The organism is Streptomyces sp. Ru73, assembly GCF_002920575.1.
In the GTDB taxonomy this organism is placed as follows: Bacteria; Actinomycetota; Actinomycetes; order Streptomycetales; family Streptomycetaceae; genus Streptomyces.
The window spans coordinates 114423-131156 of the sequence record NZ_PQSQ01000005.1 but is presented as its reverse complement, the minus strand read 5'-3'; the positions used below and the strand labels follow the sequence as shown (position 1 = coordinate 131156).

The following is a 16734-nucleotide window of genomic DNA, read 5'->3' as shown; positions in this document are numbered from 1 at the left end:
GGTCAGTGGCGAAAGGGGCCCGGTATGTGGGGCAAGCGGGAGGACATGGTCGTCCACGAGGAGGAACCGTTCAATGCCGAGCCACCGCGTGCCGCGCTGGCCGGCCGGCCGCTGACCGAGGTGGCGGCCTTCTACAGCCGCAACCACGGACCGGTCCCCCGGCTCGACCCGTCGTCCTGGCGGCTGCGCGTCGACGGCCTGGTCGACCGGGAGCTGGAGCTGTCCCTGGACGAGCTGCGGTCGCGGTTCAGGCCCCGTACGGAGGTGGCGACGCTCGCCTGCGCGGGAAATCGGCGCGCCGGGCTGGCGGCCGTACGGCCCGTCCCCGGAGCCCCGTGGGGGCCTGCCGCCATCTCCACCGCCGAGTGGACCGGTGTGCGTCTCGCCGACGTGCTGCGGGCGGCCGGTCCGCGTACCGGCGCGGCGCACATCGCCTTCCTCGGCGCGGACGAGTCCCCATGTACGCAGCCGCCGCAGCCGTTCGGCGGCTCGGTTCCGCTGTCCAAGGCCCGCGGTGGTGAGGTGCTGCTCGCCTGGTCGATGAACGGGGAGCCGCTGCCCGCGGTGCACGGCGGGCCGGTACGCGTGGTGGTCCCCGGCTACATCGGTGCACGCAGCGTCAAGTGGGTGCGGCGCCTCACCGCCCGGGCCGAGCCCTCGCAGAACCACTTCCAGGCAGTGGACTACCGGCTGCTGCCGCCCGACGCGGACGCCCACCGGCCCGGCCAGGGTGTCCCGCTCGGCCCGCTGGCGCTGAACGCGGAGATCCTCTCCCCCGACGACGGTGCCCAGCTCGCCGCCGGCCCCACCACCGTCACCGGCTGGGCCTTCGCGGGCGGTGGTGAGCGCACCGTCGTGCGCGTCGACGTCTCGCTGGACGAGGGGCGCAGCTGGGTGCAGGCCGATGTCGATGCCCCGGTCGGCCCGTGGGCGTGGCAGCACTGGCGCACCCTCGTGAGCCTCCCGGCCGGTCCCGCGGAGATCGCCGTACGGGCCTGGGACGACACCGGCGCCACCCAGCCCGAATCCCCCGCCCACCTGTGGAATCCCAAGGGCTACGCGAACAACTCGTGGGCCCGCGTCAGGATCGACGTCCGCTGAGGGCACCCTCGCGGTGCGGTGGTTTGGCGGGCGGCGGTCGGGGCACCGCGGACTCCCAGCCCCCGAGTCGAAGCGAGAACGTCATGCCGTTCAATCCCTTGGAGCAGCGGGGCATTCCGCTGGACCGTCAACTGCGCAACTGGCGCGAGCTGAACGTGACGCCGATCGACCCCGACCACTGCGACCCCTACACCCGGTGCCGGATCATCACGATGAACGGCATCGAGGTGGAGGCCCTGCTGTTCAGCCATCAGATGGCCAGGCACTGCCCGGACCCGGAGGTGAAACGGCAGCTGGCGAGCACCCGCTACGTCGAGGCGCAGCAGCAGAAGGCGGTCAACTGGCTGCTGCCGGGCGTCTCCTCGGTGCTGGAGACGACCCTCGCGTACGAGCAGGTGGCGGTGGACCTGACCGCGTGGGTGGCGCGCAGCGAGCCGGATCCGTACCTGAAGCAGGCGTACCAGTTCGGTGTGCTGGAGGACTTCGACCATCTGTACCGGTACGCGAACCTGTACGAGATGATCGAGCACCGCAAGGCGGAGTCGGTGGTGGACGGGCTGACCGAGGTGATGCCGGGCCGGCCGACGCCGTTGCACCACCGCGATCCGGTGGACAACGTACGCGAGCCGTACGACAGGACCCGGACCGATCCGCTGTCGAAGCTGCACGCGCTGACGGTGATGTCGGCGGAGCAGCAGACGATGAACTTCTACATGAACGTCGGCCCGACGTACATGGAGCCGATCGCCCGGCAGCTGTACCAGGAGATCGGGCTGATCGAGGAGGAGCACGTCACGCACTACGAGTCGCTGGTGGACCCGGGTGAGTCGTGGTGGGAGCAGCTGGTCAATCACGAGTACAACGAGTGCTACCTCTACCACTCCTTCATGGAGCAGGAGAGCGACCCGAAGGTGAAGGCCATCTGGGAGCTGCATCTGAACATGGAGCTGGAGCACCTGCGTGTCGCGGGCGAGCTGATGCGCCGTCATGACGGCCGGGAGCCCGCCGAGGTGCTGGCGCCCGAGCTGCCGAACGTGCTGACGTTCGAGCCCAACAAGACGTACCTGCGGCATCTGATCGCCGACCAGCTGGACCTCACGACGCTGGGCACCGGGTACGTCCGCGAGGCGCACGAGCGGTTCGAGGCCATGCAGGAGGCACTGCACGGCGGCGAGGCGCCCCCGAGCGACCGGGTCATGGAACAGCACCAAGCGGCCTTCGGCCGCGACTACCGCGCGCAGGACGGTGAGCACCCCGTTGCCGCGATGCGGGACCACTGGGACCACCGGGCCCACTGACCGGCCACCGCTCCGCGCCCGTACTCCCCCTCGCCCACTCCTCCGCTCTCCACTCCTCCTCGTACAGGAGACGCCATGAACCACCCGACAACCGCTTCACACGTTCCCGACCCCGACCCCGAGCACGATGTCGTCGCCCTGCTGACGGCGCAGCACGGGGAGATCCGCAACCTCTTCGACGAGGTCGAGCGGAGCACCGGCGATGCCCGGAGGGACGCCTTCGGCCGTCTGGTGCGCATGCTCGCGGTGCACGAGACGGCGGAGGAAGAGGTCGTCCATCCCTTCGCCCGGAAGAAGGCCGAGGGCGGTGAGGGCGTCGTCGCCGAACGGCTGGAAGAGGAACGCCAGGCCAAGGAGGCGCTGAGCGCGCTGGAGAAGGTGGATCCGGAGGACGCCGACTTCCTGCCCGCGCTGCGGGACCTGCGTACCGCCGTGATGCAGCACGCGCGTGCGGAGGAGCGGTACGAGTTCGCCCAGCTGCGGCGGCTGAACGACCCCGGGACCCTGGCCACGATGGCCAAGAGCGTCAGGGCCGCCGAGGCCACCGCACCCACTCACCCGCACCCCGGTGTGGAATCCGGTGCCAAGAACCTGCTCCTCGGGCCCTTCGCGGCCATCGCCGACCGCATGCGCGACGCCCTGCACGGCGGCCCCGGAAAGCGCGGCTGAGCAGCTGAACGGCTGAACGGGGCGGGCCTCCCGGACCGGCGCGGCCCGCTCCGGGAGGCCGCGCCGTCACGCGCCCGCCGGCGCCGGCTGCGCGCTGCGGGCCTCCAGGCGTACGACGATGCCCTTGGAGGTCGGGGTGTTGCTGTGGTCGGCGACGCTGTCGAGCGGGACCAGTACGTTGGTTTCCGGGTAGTAGGCGGCGGCGCAGCCGCGGACGGTGGGGTAGCCGACGACGCGGAAGCCCTCGGCCCGGTGCTCGGTGCCGTCGTGCCAGACGCTGACCAGGTCCACCAGGGCGCCTTCCGAGAGCCCGAGGGCCTCGATGTCGCGCGGGTCGACGAGGACGACGTGGCGGGAGCCGTGGATGCCGCGGTAGCGGTCGTTCTTCGTGTACGGGACGGTGTTCCACTGGTCGTGCGAGCGCAGCGTCTGCAGCAGCAGGTGTCCCTCGGGCGCGCGCAGCATCTCGAAGTCGTTGCTGGTGAACCGCGCGCGCCCGGTCGACGTGTGGAAGACCCCTTCGTTCACCGGGTTCGGCAGGCCGAAGCCGCCCGGCTTGGCGACGCGGGAGTTGAAGTCCTCGAAGCCCGGTACGACACGGGAGATGTGGTCGCGGATCGTCCCGTAGTCCGCCTCGAACCTCTCCCAGGCGACGGGCACCTTGTCGCCGAGGGTGCGGCGTGCCAGCCGGCTGAGGATGGCCACCTCGCTGAGCAGGTGCTTGGAGGCCGGTTCCAGGCGTCCGTGCGAGGCGTGCACCTGGCTCATGGAGTCCTCGACGGTGACGAACTGCTCGCCGCCCGCCTGGATGTCACGTTCGGTGCGGCCGAGCGTGGGCAGGATCAGCGCGGTCTGGCCGCACACCGCGTGCGAGCGGTTCAGCTTGGTCGAGATGTGGGCGGTCAGCCGGCAGTTGCGCATGGCCGCCTCGGTCGCGTCGCTGTCGGGAGTGGCGCGTACGAAGTTGCCCGCGAGGCCGAGGAAGACCTTGGCCCGGCCGTCCCGCATGGCCCGGATCGAGTCGACGGTGTCCCAGCCGTGTTCGCTCGGCGGCGTGAAGGAGAATTCGCGCTCCAGTGCGTCCAGGAACGACTGCGGCATCTGCTCCCAGATGCCCATCGTCCGGTCGCCCTGGACATTGCTGTGTCCGCGTACGGGGCAGGCGCCGGCGCCCGGGCCGCCCACGTTGCCGCGCAGCAGCAGGAAGTTCACCACTTCCCGGATGGTGGGGACGCCGTGTTTCTGCTGGGTGAGGCCCATGGCCCAGCAGACGATGATCCGCCCGCTGTCCAGCACCATGTCGCGTACGGCCTCGATCTCGGCGCGGGTCAGCCCGGTGGCCTCCAGCACCTCCGGCCAGGAGAAGTTGGCGCGCAGGTGCGCGGCGAACTCCTCGAACCCACTGGTGTGGCTCTCGATGAAGTCCCGGTCCAGGACGGTGCCCGGCGCGGCTTCCTCGGCCTCCAGCAGGAGCATGTTGAGGGCCTGGAACAGCGCGAGGTCGCCGCCGAGCCGGATGTGCAGGAACCGGTCGGCGATCCGGGTGCCGTGGCCGATGATGCCGCGCGGCCGCTGCGGGTGCTTGAAGCGGATCAGTCCGGCCTCGGGCAGCGGGTTCACGGCGACGATGCGGCCGCCGTTGCGCTTGGTCTCCTCCAGTGCGGAGAGCATCCGCGGATGGTTGGTGCCGGGGTTCTGGCCGACGACGAAGACCAGGTCGGAGTGGTAGAGGTCGAGCAGGCTCACATCGCCCTTGCCGATGCCGAGCGTTTCGTTCAAGGCGGTGCCGCTGGGCTCGTGGCACATGTTGGAGCAGTCGGGCAGGTTGTTGGTGCCGAAGGCGCGGGAGAAGAGCTGCAGGGTGAAGGCGGCCTCGTTGCCGGCGCGGCCCGAGGTGTAGAAGACGGCCTCGTTCGGGGAGCCGAGCGCGTTGAGTTCACCGGCGATCAGGTCGAGTGCGGCGGACCAGCTGATCGGCTCGTAGTGGTCGGAGCCGGGCCGCTTGACCATGGGTTCGGTGAGCCGGCCCTGCTGGTTGAGCCATTCGTCCGAGCGGCGGGCCAGTTCGCTGACCGGGTGCCGGCGGAAGAAGTCGGCGGTGATCCGGCGGGAGGTCGCCTCGTCGTTGGTGTGTTTGGCGCCGTTCTCGCAGTACTCGTTGAGGTGCCGGTGGCGGGGCTCCGGCTCGGGCCACGCACAGCCGGGGCAGTCGAACCCCTTGGTCTGGTTGAGGTCCAGCAGCGTCAGCATGGTGCGCCGCGGGGAGGTCTCGGAGAGGGAGTACTTCAGTGCGTTGGCCACTGCCGGCACGCCGACCGCCCATGTCTTCGGCGGGGTGACCTCGAGGTGTTCCGCGGATTCCGGCCGGTCCTGGGGCCGGCCGCCGGTCCCGCCGCCCGCTCCGGGCCGTGCCGCTCCGGCTTCCCTGGTCGCCGTTGCGTCTGTTTCCTCGTGCCGGGATGTCGTCACCGAAGTTCAGCCTTCCTCTGGTACGCAGGGCCTGCGCCGGTCGGCTCGGCCGGGCAGTGGTCGGACAGCGGGCTGCGCTGCCGGGGGTCAGCCGGTCGGCCACGTCGGCACGTGCGGCTGCTTCTGGCCGGAGTCGGGCAGTACGTGACCGCCGTCGATGGCCCCTCGCCACTGTCCGGTCTCGCGCCCCTGGGCCTCGATGAACTGCTTGAAGCACTCCAGGTCGCCGCAGACCCTGCGGCGGAGGACGCCCAGGCCGTCCCCGGCGCGCTCCACGAGCCCCTGCGGAGTGAAGTCGAGGCGCAGGTCCACCCGGCAGCTGCCCTCGCCCAGGGAGTGGAACGTCACCGTGCCGGTGTGGCGCGGGTCGTGCAGGCTGCGCCACACCAGCCGCTCGTCCGGCCGCTGCTCCACGATCTCGGCGTCGAACTCGCGGGTGACACCGCCGAACCGCGTGATCCAGTGGGTGAGGTTGGACTGCGGCCGGTCCACGCGCTGCACACCCTCCATGAACCGCGGGAAGGTCTCGAACTGCGTCCACTGGTTGTAGGCCGTGCGCAGCGGGACGTCCACGTCGACCGAGTGCTCGATGGTGCTCATGCCTGTGTCCTGCCTGTCCACCGCGTGACCGGCGGCCGGCCCGTCCCCGTGACCGGCCGGTGCCGTCACCCCGGCACCTACAAGATCGTTTGTACGATTGCCTGGCCCGAGTGCCCAGGAATGCCCCGCTCAACCCTCCTGGCAGCACGCCTCACCGCATCGGCCGAACGGCGGGACGGCCGAACGACGGGACGGCGGGACGGGGCATCAGGGACCATGAGGCATGCACTCGGACGGCTGGCACCTCACCGAAGACCTCGACGGCTTCCTCGACCGGACCGGAGACTTCCTGCGCTCGCGCCCCGCCCTGCACACCACGCAGCTGTCGGCGCTCGAAAAGCTGCGCACGCTCGGGAGGGCCGGGTACGGCGCCCGGGCCCCCGTCTTCGGCCGGCTGGAACGGGCGGGCGAGGTCCATGCCGTCTGCTACCGCCTCCCGCCCCGCGGTCTGAGCCTCACCCCTCTCACCGCCGGGCAGGCCGATGCCCTCGCCGCCCGTCTGGTGGACCTCGGGCACGCCCCGCCCTCCGTCACCGCGGACCACCGCACCGCCGCCGCCTTCGCCGAGTCCTGGCACCGCCACACGGGCGCGGCCCCGACGCTCCGGGTCCGGCTCCACCTGTACCGCCTCGGCACGCTCACCCCGCCGGAGCCGTTCCCGGCTGGCCGGGGCCGTCCGGTGGGCGAACGGGACCACGAGCACCTCATGAGCTGGTGCCGGGCGTTCGCCGCGGACGTCGGGGAGGACGTCGCCATCGACGCCGCCTCCTGGGCAGGTACGCGTTTCGCCGAGAAGCGGTACACCTACTGGGAGACCCCGGACGGTACGCCGGTGTCCATGGCGGGCGTGAATCCGATGGTCGGCGGCCAGGTCCGGATCGATCCCGTCCACACCCCGGCCCACCTGCGCGGCCGTGGTTACGCGGGGGCCGTGACGGTCGAGGTCGGCCGCGCCGCGCTCGCCGCCGGCGCCGAGGAGGTCGTGCTGTTCACGAACGCGGCCAATCCCACCAGCAACGCGCTCTACCAACGCCTCGGATACCGCCGGGTCACCGATTTCGCCGCGTACGACTTCGCGTAGGCCGCACCGGGGCGCCGGCGGTCACACCACGCTCTGTCCCTGCTGCCGGCGGACCATCTCGGTGATCCAGGCGGGCGCGAAGGGCGAGGTGCAGCCGGGGGACGTCGGGTAGTCCTTGAGCACTTCCAGGCGCTCGCCGATGTCGATCGCGCGGGCGCGGTGCTCCGGGTGCGCGATCCCGATCTGGGCCAGGCACTGGTTCATCGCCCACTGGAGGCGTTCCGGAGCGTCCTTCATCTCCGCCTCGATGACGTCGAGGAGCCCTGGGAGGTCGAGTCCTTCGGGCTTCTTCGTCACGCGTTCGGCGGTCAGCGTCCAGCCGGCGCCGGCGACGACCGGGTCGGGGTCGGCGAGCCAGTCCTGCCGCAGTTCCTCGGCGTGCGGGCTCTTCTTCACGACGTAGTTCACCAGCCAGTCGTGCACCTTGGGGGTGCGCGCCTCGCGCAGCATGGCGTCCAGCTCGTCGCGCTCGAACGCCTTGGGTCGGCAGACCAGCGTCGCCAGCAGTTTCGCCGCGCTGTCATCGGTCGCCCAGAGGCCGCGCGCGAGGTCCTGCTGCGTCTTCAGCCGCTTCGCGAGCGCGCGCAGCTTGCCGAGGTTCACACCGTGGTCGTCACCGTGCTTCTTGTTCACCTCGCGGGTCTTCGGGTCCTCGAGCCCGGCCAGTTCGGCCAGCACCTCGGCCACGGTCGTCTCGGCCACGTCAGCCTCCTGTTCCTCACGTGCGAGGGTCAGCCTACGGAGGCGGGAGCGGCCGCGGCGCAGGCGCACCGCGGCCCCGACCGGTCCTTGCCGCACTTCCGGTGCTCAGCGGGCCGTCAGGCGAGGTGGTGGACCTCCTGGAGTCCGTACACCGGGGTGGGGAGGCCCTCGTAGCGGGCCTTGAGCTGGAGGGCGAGGTACAGGGAGTAGTGGCGGGACTGGTGCAGGTTGCCGCCGTGGAACCACAGGCCCGGCTGCTGGGTGGGCTTCCACATGTTGCGCTGTTCGCCCTCCCAGGGCCCGGGGTCCTTGGTGGTGTCCGAGCCGAGGCCCCAGCACTTGCCGACCCGGTCCGCCATCTCCTGGCCGCACAGGTCGGCGACCCAGCCGTTCATGGAGCCGTAGCCGGTCGCGTAGACGACGAGGTCGGCGTCCAGTTCCGTGCCGTCGGCGAGGACGACGCCGGTGCGGGTGAGGTGGTCGACCTGGCCGTGCGCGAGCTTGATCTTCCCGTCGGCCACGAGTTCGGCCGCGCCCACGTCGATGTAGTAGCCGGAGCCGCGGCGCAGGTACTTCATGAACAGACCGGAGCCGTCGTCGCCCCAGTCGTGGGCGAAGCCGGCCTTCTCGAGGCGCGCGTAGAAGTCGGCGTCGCGTTCGCGGATCTTGTCGTAAATGGGGATCTGGAACTGGTGCATGATCCGGTAGGGCAGCGACGCGAAGACCATGTCGGCCTTCTCGGTGGTCATGCCCGCGCGTACGGCACGTTCGGAGTAGAGGTCGCCGAGGCCCAGCTCCATCAGGGAGTCCGACCGCACGATGTGCGTCGAGGAGCGCTGCACCATGGTCACGTCGGCGCCGTGTTCCCACAGTGCCGCGCAGATGTCGTGCGCGGAGTTGTTGGAGCCGATGACGACCGCCTTCTTGCCCGCGTACCGGTCCGGTCCCGGGTGCTGCGAGGAGTGGTGCTGGTCGCCCTCGAACTCGTCCATGCCGGGGAAGGAGGGCAGGTTGGGCTTGCCCGACATGCCGGTGGCGAAGACCAGGTGGCGCGGGGTGAGGACGACCTCCTCGCCGTCCCGGTTCACCACGACCCGCCAGGTCTCGGCCGCCTCGTCGAACGCGGCCGAGGTGACCTCCGACCGCGTCCAGTACGGCACGTCCATCACGCGGGTGTACATCTCCAGCCAGTCCGCGATCTTGTCCTTCGGCGCGAACACCGGCCAGTTGTCCGGGAAGGGGAGGTACGGCAGGTGGTCGTACCAGACCGGGTCGTGCAGGCACAGGCTCTTGTACCGCTTGCGCCAGGAGTCGCCGGGCCGGTCGTTGCGCTCCACGACGAGAGAGGGCACGCCGAGCTGGCGCAGCCGGGCGCCGAGCGCGATGCCGCCCTGGCCGCCGCCGATGACCACCACGAACGGCTGCCGTTCGTAGCCGAGCTGCTGCTGTTCCAGCTCGCGTTCCTCGGCCCAGGACAGGCGGTGGGTGACCGCGCCGTGGCGGGCGCCCTTGGGCCGCAGGTCGCCGCGCGGTTCGGGGAAGTCCTTGAGCTCGCGGAGGCTGGTCAGCAGCGTCCAGGCGCCTTCGTCCGTCAGCCGCAGGTGGCCCTTGGCCCGCCCCACGGCGGTCTCGAACTCGATCCACGCCTCGGTGACGCCGTCGGCCTCCGCCGGTGGCTCGGTGGTGCGGAACCCGGACGGGCCGGTGCCGGCGAGGCAGGCGGTGAGCAGGTCGGCGACGCCGGCCCGGCCCTCCACGGTCTTGATGTTCCAGGTGAAGGCCACCAGGTCCCGCCAGTAGCTGTCGACGGCGAACAGCGAGGCGGCGGCCGCCACGTCACGCGCGGCGAGTGCGGACTCGAACCGGGCGAGCCAGTCGTCCACGCGTGCTTGCGGGGAACGGTCCTGCCGCACCGTGTCCAGCGTCTGTGTCATCGGAACTCCCTCCGACCGGCGTGCATGCTGTAACGCCGATCACACGCCGCCCGGGATGCCGGCGACAAGGGTTGCACCGAATTGCACGCGGCGGCGGGACCCTGGCGATTCGAACGACCGGGTTTCCCTCGCACGCGGCGGGACCACAGCGCTCCCCGCGACCGGTTCGCCTTGCACGCATGCACGACCGCAGCGCTCCCCGCGGCCCGTTCCCCGTGCACGACCGTAGCGATCGCCCCGGCCTGCTCCTATCCTGAAGCGGCTGACGCGACGGTGCGCTGGGCCGGGAGGTGGTACGGGTGCGTGGCGCCGTCCCACCGGGCCGGAACCTCCCGACGCACGCCCGGGACCTGGTCCGGATGCACGAGGCGGTCATGTCCGGCACACGCCCGCCGGTGCCGCCCCGCGACATCGTCTCCCACTCCTGGTCGCGAATGCTGCGGCTGGGCCTCACCGCGGACCGCGTGAACAAGCGTGAGGTCTTCGCGGCGGAGGAGGTCGCGCGCCGGCGGTGCGCATCGCCGTTGCGGGACGTGGTCGACCGGATCGCGGAGATGTTCCAGGCCACCTCGGACGCGGCGACCATGATGCTCGTGGTGACCGACGCCGACGGGGCCGTGCTGTGGCGGGCCGGTGCCTCCGCCGTCCGCCGCCGGGCCGATGAACTCGGGTTCACCGAGGGCGCCGACTGGACCGAGGCCAAGGTCGGGACGAACGCGATCGGCACCGCGCTGGCCGAGGCCGCGCCCGTCGAACTCCTCGCCGGTGAGCACTTCGAGCAGGGCCAGCACCCCTGGTACTGCAGCGCTGCCCCGATCCACGACCCGCGTACCGGGCAGCTGCTCGGCGTCATCGACGTCAGCGGCCCCGCGCTGTCCCTGCACCCCGCGGTCGGCATGCTGGTCGAGGCGGCGACGCGGCTGGCCGAGGCGGAACTGTGGCGGTCGCACCAGCAACGCCTGGACGCGCTGCGGCAGTTGGCCGAACCGCTGCTGGCCGGAAGCAGCGAACCGGCTCTGGTCGTGGACGACAACGGCTGGGTCGCGCACCGCGCGGGCGTCGCCGTGGGCGACCGGATCGCCGCGCCGCGGGCCGGCCAGGCCATCGCCGTACCCGGTCTCGGCGCCTGGCTGCCGGAGAGGCTGGCCGACGGCTGGCTCGTCCGCCCGGCGGGCCGCGGCCGCACCGTGCTGCTCGACCTCGACCTGTCCGGCCCCCCGGTGCTGCGGGCGAGTACCGGCGACACCAGCTGGTGCCGCGGCATCACGAGGCGCCACGCCGAGATCCTGTCCCTGCTGCACGCGGCGGGGCCGGCGGGGCTGACGGCGGCCGCGCTGAGCCGCTCGCTGTTCGGCGATCCGGACCACCTCGTCACCGCGCGGGCGGAGGTGAGCCGCCTCCGCCGCCTCCTCGGCGCCGTCGTGGACACCCGGCCGTACCGGCTGGCCGAGGGCGTACGGCTCACCATTCGCCCCGGCCGGTAATGGAACGTCCCGTCACGGCAGGGCTGCTCCGACGCTCCTAGGGCCTGTCCGATGGGTCAGGTGTCGTCTCTCGCTTTGCCGCACGCCGATCATCTCGCGCCTCACCAGCCTTCAGACACGACCATTCCCCCGTCTGGGCAGTGATGACCGATATGAGTAGAAACATCCAGTAATCGTGCGTAATGTAGCCATCACTCAGCGCATATGCCTGAGGCATCGCTATGCAAGGAGGTGGAGGTCATGGCTGACAAGCGTGACGAGATCCCCGAGGAGGAGATCCTCGAGGAGGGAAGGAGTCGTTCGGCACAGTCCGCCGAGCGGAAGAAGCAGGATCCGACGAAGGAGCGATCCGAGTCGCGCGAGCAGTCCGGTGACGACGACGATCCGCCCGGGCCGAGGGCCGCTGCCGGCCTGCGATGAAGACGGACGTTGTGGCGGTCGAGTGGTAACGAACGCCGGGGTCTGCGGTGCGCCGACGAGACGCACCGCAGACCCGTTCCCGAACACGCGCCGCCGGTCGCCGGCTGCTCGCCCCTCAACAGCTTCGAGGTGCTGCGCAAGGTCGACGAGTTGCCGGTGAGCACCTGGCGCTACCGCATCGACGCGGCCGAAGTCCGGCACCTGGGACCGATGGCCCAGGACTGGTGGGAGGCGTTCGGGCGCGGCGGCGGAGACAGAACCATCAGCATGGTCGACACCAACGGCGTCGCGCTCGCCTGCGTCCAGGCCCTGCACCGGCTGCTCGAAGAGAGCCGCGAAGAGGTACGCGAACTCCGCCGACGGGTGGGCGCGCTCACTGCCACCCTCCGGCAGGTTGCGCGAACAGCCGTCTCCCCGTCGGTTCTTGACCGGCCGGCGGAGCGTTACGGCGGCGCCCCCAGCCACGACCGGTGAGGAGTCCGGATCAGTGACCATCCATGTCTTCGTCGGGCCGACGGTGCCCGTCGACGTCGTCCGTGACCGGCTCCCCGCAGCCGTGGTGCACGGCCCAGCCGGCCACGGCGACCTCATCCGCCTCGATCCGGCACCCGGCGACATCGCCGTCGTCATCGACGGGCGGTACCACCACAGCCTGCCGCTACGGCACAAGGAGATCCTCTGGGCCCTCGCCCGGGGGACCGTCGTTCTCGGCGCGGCCAGCATCGGCGCCCTGCGGGCCGCCGAGCTCCAGGCGTATGGCATGGTCGGCGTGGGCGAGATCTTCCACCAGTACCGCGACGGCGTCATCGACTCGGACGCCGACGTCGCGGTCGCCCAAACGGAGGACCCGCCCCACCGGGCCCTCACCCTCGCCCTCGTCGACGTCCGCCACCAGGTCACCGAGCTCACCCGTAGCGGCGTCCTGACCGGGGAGGCGGCGGCGCGCATCCTGGAGGTGGCGGACGCACTCCCGTACACCGCGCGCTCCTGGGCCGCCATCAAGCACCATCTCGCCCGGACGCGACCCGAGTTGCTCGCGCAGACCGAGGAAGCCGCACGTACCGTCGCCGGTGATCCGCTCCTCTACAGCCTGAAGGCGTCCGACGCGCTGCGCTGCCTCGACCACGCGGGAGCCCTCACCGGAGCAGCGCCGGCCGCCGAGTCCTGGGCGGCGGACGACGGGTGGCGGACCACCTTCCTGGACGAGGCGATCGCCGAGTACCTCCCCGCCGACCCGGGCGGAGCCCACCCGAGCACTCTGGGAGACGTCCTGCGTGAACAGCGCCTCCATGACCCCGGTTTCCCCGCCCGCTGGGCCGCGTACGTCCGAAACTGGATCGCCACCGCCAAGGACACCTGCCCAGGTCGCCTCACGAAGGAGCAGACGGCGGAGTGGCTGACCCCTCAGGAGGCCCACGCCTGGAACTATGACCGGGCCCGCACCGTCGCCCACGTACGGTCGGCCGCCCCGCCCCTCGCGCGGGCCGCGGAGGCCGATCGACTGCGGGCACTCCTGCACGGACGAAGCCCGGCCGTACAGGAGTGCCCGCCCTCCACGCACACGAGCCGACCGGCCCAAGGGCAGCGGATGCGCGCCTACTTGAGCGGCGTCTGGGGTGTGCCCGAAGAGAACGACGCCCTGCTGGCGGCCGCCCGGGACCGTGGCTTTCCCAGCATCCGCCACGCTGTGGACGCGGCCCGCCAACTGCTCAACGACCCGCCCCTGGAAGAACGGACCACACGGTGACGGCCACCCACGCAGCGACATCCGCCACACGCAAGGTCTTCACGGAGGGCACCCACCGCGTACGTTCTCCGGAGGAGACCTGGGAGGCGGTACGGCCCCTGCTGTCCGAGTACGGCATCACGCGCGTCGCAGACGTCACCGGGCTCGACACCCTCGGCCTGCCCGTCGCCATGGCCGTACGCCCCCTGTCGAAGACGCTGGCCGTCTCCCAGGGCAAGGGGCAATCCGCGCTGCTGGCGAAACTCTCGGCCGCCATGGAGAGCATTGAACTCTGGTACGCGGAGCGGGCCGTCCCCGACCCCGATCTCGGGATCGCCCCCGCGCGGCGTCTCGACCTGCCGTACGACCTGATGGACCTCGCCCACCAGCCGGGAAGTATGACCGACGCCCGGCGGGAGCTGTCCTGGGTGCGGGCCGTCGACCTGCTCAGCGGCTCCCCCGTTCCGCTGCCGCTGGACGCCGTACGCCTCACCCTGGAGGCGGATCGGCCCTGGCAGCCGCCGGGCCTTCAGGCGTCGAGCAACGGTCTGGGTTCCGGCAACACGCAGGCCGAGGCACTGCTGCACGCCCTGTACGAGGTCGTCGAGCGAGACTGTCTGACCCAGCTCAACAACAGCGGTCACGACTGCCGCCTGACCATCGAACCCGGCTCCGTCGCGGGAGGGGTGAGCGACCGGCTGGTCCGGCTCTTCGACGAGGCGGCGGTCTATTTGGAGATCGCCCTCGTCCCCAACCGGTGGCAGGTACCGTGCTTCGTCGCGTACGTCTGGAGCGAGGACTTCCCGGTGTGGTCCGCCGGTTCAGGCGCCCACTCCTCGCCGGACGTAGCCCTGTCGAGGGCGATCACGGAGGCGGCCCAGAGCCGTCTGACCTTCATCACCGGTACCAGGGATGACCTGCCCGCCCTCTATCATGACGACCCGCGAAACCGCCCGTGTGCGCCACCGGATCTGGTCACCTATCCGGATGCCGTGGCCTCGTACCGCACCGGTTTCGACGACGTCACCGCCGAACTCACGTGGCTGACGGGCCGGATCTCGCGGGCCACGGGCTGCGGTCCCCTCGCCGTCCGCCTCGCCGACCGGGACGAACTGGCCGTGGTGAGAGTCGTCTGCCCCGGCCTGCGGTTCCACGCCCGGCACGAGATCCCCCGCCCCGTCCGCACACCCTGACCGACGAGAAACTACCGACACGAGCGTCTGGCTCAACCCTTCTGTGGGTCGGCCTTCTCAATGGAGAAGACGACACCTTCTGTAGTATCCATGGGCTGCGGCGTGACTGTGCGTGTGCGCTGTTTTCCGGGCTCAGGGACGGTCCACATGGGCAGGCAAGACCCGTACGCCCCGGAGGCACCTGTTGCACGATGCGGAATGCGCCCTCGACCCCGTCGACCGGGCGCAACTCCCACGCCGGTGTACTCGCCACCATGGCCGGCCACCGCCTCGGACGTGAGCGCGGCCCGTCCGGCGAAGTCAGTCATCGACCCATCGGACAGGCTCTAGCACACGCGGCGCCCGCGGAGGATCACAATGCCGGTTTCGTGGCCGGGCGGCGGGCACGGGAATAACCTGGATGCACCGCCGGAGCCGTCGATTCCCGGGCCGTGATCGCGCCACGGACCGACGGGCCCGGAGAGGCCCGGGGGGGGTGGCTCATGAGGCACGGGACGTCAGGACCGCGCAGACGTCGCATCGTGACCTGGTCCGCCGTCGTGGTGACCGTCGCCGCCGCGTGGACGGCCGCGGGCATCGTCAACCGCCCGTCACCGCCGGACACCCGGCTCTACGGAGTCGCCCCATGGGCGGCGCGCGGCCCGGCCGACAGCATCGACGTCGTCGGCACCGCCCGCGGCAGCTGTCCCATGCCGTCCCGGGTCACCGGGCGCCCCGATGCCTACCTCTGCATCACGGCCGAGGGCACGGCCGATCCGTGCTTCGCGCCGCCCGTCCACTCCGAGCCGACGTCCGGGCGGGTGCTCTGCCCGGCGGGCGGTTCGGTGACCCGGTACCGCGCCGTGGCGGTGGACGGCGGACTGGTCACCCACCCGGCGGGCCCGCGCCGGGAGTTCGCCGTGCGCCTCGCCGACGGCCAGACCTGCTGGGCCACCGCCGCGTTACCGGGCACGCCCCGCTACCGCTGCCCGAAAGGCACGCTCCAGGGGCCGCCGCACGGCCCCCGCACCCACCGGACAGCGGCGTACCTGCCGGCGGCGCGTAGCACGGCACAGAACGTGCGGGTGACCATCACGTACCGCTGACCCACCCACGCTCCCGGGGGAACCGATGAACACCGTCGTGCCGCCACCACCGTCCGCACCGCCACCGCCGTCCCAGCCGCCGCCTCCCTCCCAGCCGCCCGCGCCGTCGCCGCCGCCCGGCAGGGCCGCTACCTGGTGGTCCCGGTGGCGCGAACCACTGGTCGCGCCCCTGGTGGTGGCCGTCCTGCTGGCCGCCACGCCGTTCGTCTGGCACCAGGCCCGGCAGCTCTTCGCCGGCGACGCCGGCCCCGCGCGCATCCTGTCCACGACCGTCTTCCGCACCGACGCGCAGGGCGGCACCTACGTCTTCCCGGACGCGCGCGACCTCACCCTGCGGGAGCGCCGTTCCGCCTACCTGGCCGAGCAGTCGGGCAGCGGGACGAAGACGCAGCACTGGTTCCGGTCCAGGGGCGGCGTCGATCCGTACGAATCGGATGTGCAAGTGGTCCTCGAAGGGCTGCGGCAGGACCCGGTCCGGATCACCGACCTGAGCGTGCGCGCGGACTGCACCGCCCCGCTGACCGGCACGCTGATGCTTTCCCCCTCAGCGGGCGCTGACGACAGTGTCCGGATCGGCGTCGACCTCGACTCCCCCCGCCGGGTGCCGTATCTCCGCGACACGTCGGGCAAGAAGCGGCCCTACTTCCCCGGGCACACGATCTCGCTGGCCGAGAAGGAGCAGGTCGTGCTCGACCTCGTGGCCACGACCGCCCGGCACTACTGCTCCTACACCTACCGCCTGACGGTCCTCACCCAGGAGGGCGAGCGGAGCCTGGACATCGACGACCACGGCAAGCCGTTCAAGGTCACGGCCGTACCCGCCAAGACGGTGGACGGCTTCCGCGCGAAGTACCCGGCCTTCCGCCGGTTGTACATCGGCGGCGTCATCAACCCGGACGGCGCGACGAACCCTTGGCCTCGGAAGGACCCGAAGACGTTCGTGTCGTGAGGGTGCGTGGCGCCGGTTGGCAC

The 16734-nt window shown here is 71.4% G+C and carries 15 protein-coding genes; 11 read left to right on the top strand and 4 right to left on the bottom strand.

Going from position 1 to position 16734, the window contains the following annotated elements; genetic code table 11:
- The first annotated feature begins 24 nt into the window (after window positions 1-24).
- From C3486_RS04010 to C3486_RS04000, 3 genes are all read left to right on the top strand, one after another.
- A complete protein-coding gene (locus C3486_RS04010) occupies window positions 25-1101 on the top strand; it encodes a sulfite oxidase (protein WP_103831137.1) in 1077 nt (358 codons plus the stop codon).
- A gap of 83 nt (window positions 1102-1184) precedes the next feature.
- Complete coding sequence (locus C3486_RS04005) at window positions 1185-2399, top strand: hypothetical protein (protein ID WP_103831136.1); 1215 nt, start codon at window positions 1185-1187, stop codon at window positions 2397-2399.
- 75 nt (window positions 2400-2474) lie between these two features.
- Entirely contained in the window at window positions 2475-3068 is a 594-nt protein-coding gene (locus tag C3486_RS04000; RefSeq protein WP_103831135.1) for a hemerythrin domain-containing protein, read from the top strand.
- 66 nt (window positions 3069-3134) lie between these two features.
- Here the strand turns inward: C3486_RS04000 and C3486_RS03995 are convergent, their stop codons facing one another.
- Together C3486_RS03995 and C3486_RS03990 are read right to left on the bottom strand one after the other, a co-directional pair.
- Complete coding sequence (locus C3486_RS03995) at window positions 3135-5378, bottom strand: FdhF/YdeP family oxidoreductase (RefSeq protein WP_258052584.1); 2244 nt, start codon at window positions 5376-5378, stop codon at window positions 3135-3137.
- Between the two features lie 246 nt (window positions 5379-5624).
- Window positions 5625-6137, bottom strand: a complete 513-nt coding sequence (locus C3486_RS03990) for an SRPBCC family protein (protein WP_103831133.1) — start codon at window positions 6135-6137, stop codon at window positions 5625-5627.
- Window positions 6138-6360: 223 nt separating this feature from the next.
- Here C3486_RS03990 and C3486_RS03985 point away from each other — a divergent pair, with 223 nt between their 5' ends.
- On the top strand, window positions 6361-7218 hold the full coding sequence (locus C3486_RS03985; protein ID WP_103831132.1) for a GNAT family N-acetyltransferase: 858 nt from the start codon (window positions 6361-6363) through the stop codon (window positions 7216-7218).
- Between the two features lie 21 nt (window positions 7219-7239).
- Here the strand turns inward: C3486_RS03985 and C3486_RS03980 are convergent, their stop codons facing one another.
- Window positions 7240-7920, bottom strand: coding sequence for a DNA alkylation repair protein (locus tag C3486_RS03980; RefSeq protein ID WP_103831131.1), 681 nt, complete (start codon window positions 7918-7920; stop codon window positions 7240-7242).
- A 116-nt stretch (window positions 7921-8036) separates the two neighbouring features.
- Window positions 8037-9854: an NAD(P)/FAD-dependent oxidoreductase gene (locus C3486_RS03975; protein WP_103831130.1), complete on the bottom strand. Its 1818-nt coding sequence runs from the start codon at window positions 9852-9854 to the stop codon at window positions 8037-8039.
- Between the two features lie 374 nt (window positions 9855-10228).
- On the opposite strand from C3486_RS03975, the gene C3486_RS03970 reads away from it, so the two are divergent.
- From C3486_RS03970 to C3486_RS03935, 7 genes are all read left to right on the top strand, one after another.
- The gene (locus C3486_RS03970; protein ID WP_258052575.1) at window positions 10229-11338 is read left to right on the top strand and encodes a GAF domain-containing protein; all 1110 of its coding nucleotides are present in this window, start codon (window positions 10229-10231) and stop codon (window positions 11336-11338) included.
- 240 nt (window positions 11339-11578) lie between these two features.
- Window positions 11579-11758 (top strand): hypothetical protein, encoded by a 180-nt coding sequence (locus C3486_RS03965; RefSeq protein ID WP_146074952.1) that lies wholly within the window; start codon window positions 11579-11581, stop codon window positions 11756-11758.
- A gap of 9 nt (window positions 11759-11767) precedes the next feature.
- Window positions 11768-12232 (top strand): tail fiber domain-containing protein, encoded by a 465-nt coding sequence (locus C3486_RS03960; RefSeq protein WP_103831128.1) that lies wholly within the window; start codon window positions 11768-11770, stop codon window positions 12230-12232.
- A gap of 13 nt (window positions 12233-12245) precedes the next feature.
- Complete coding sequence (locus C3486_RS03955; protein WP_146074950.1) at window positions 12246-13505, top strand: TfuA domain-containing protein; 1260 nt, start codon at window positions 12246-12248, stop codon at window positions 13503-13505.
- A complete protein-coding gene (locus tag C3486_RS03950) occupies window positions 13502-14677 on the top strand; it encodes a YcaO-like family protein (protein ID WP_103831126.1) in 1176 nt (391 codons plus the stop codon). The genes C3486_RS03955 and C3486_RS03950 overlap by 4 nt, the downstream gene beginning before the upstream one ends.
- 521 nt (window positions 14678-15198) lie before the next feature.
- On the top strand, window positions 15199-15762 hold the full coding sequence (locus C3486_RS37130) for a hypothetical protein (RefSeq protein WP_181138433.1): 564 nt from the start codon (window positions 15199-15201) through the stop codon (window positions 15760-15762).
- 25 nt (window positions 15763-15787) lie between these two features.
- Window positions 15788-16711, top strand: coding sequence for a hypothetical protein (locus C3486_RS03935; RefSeq protein ID WP_181138432.1), 924 nt, complete (start codon window positions 15788-15790; stop codon window positions 16709-16711).
- Window positions 16712-16734 lie beyond the last annotated feature (23 nt).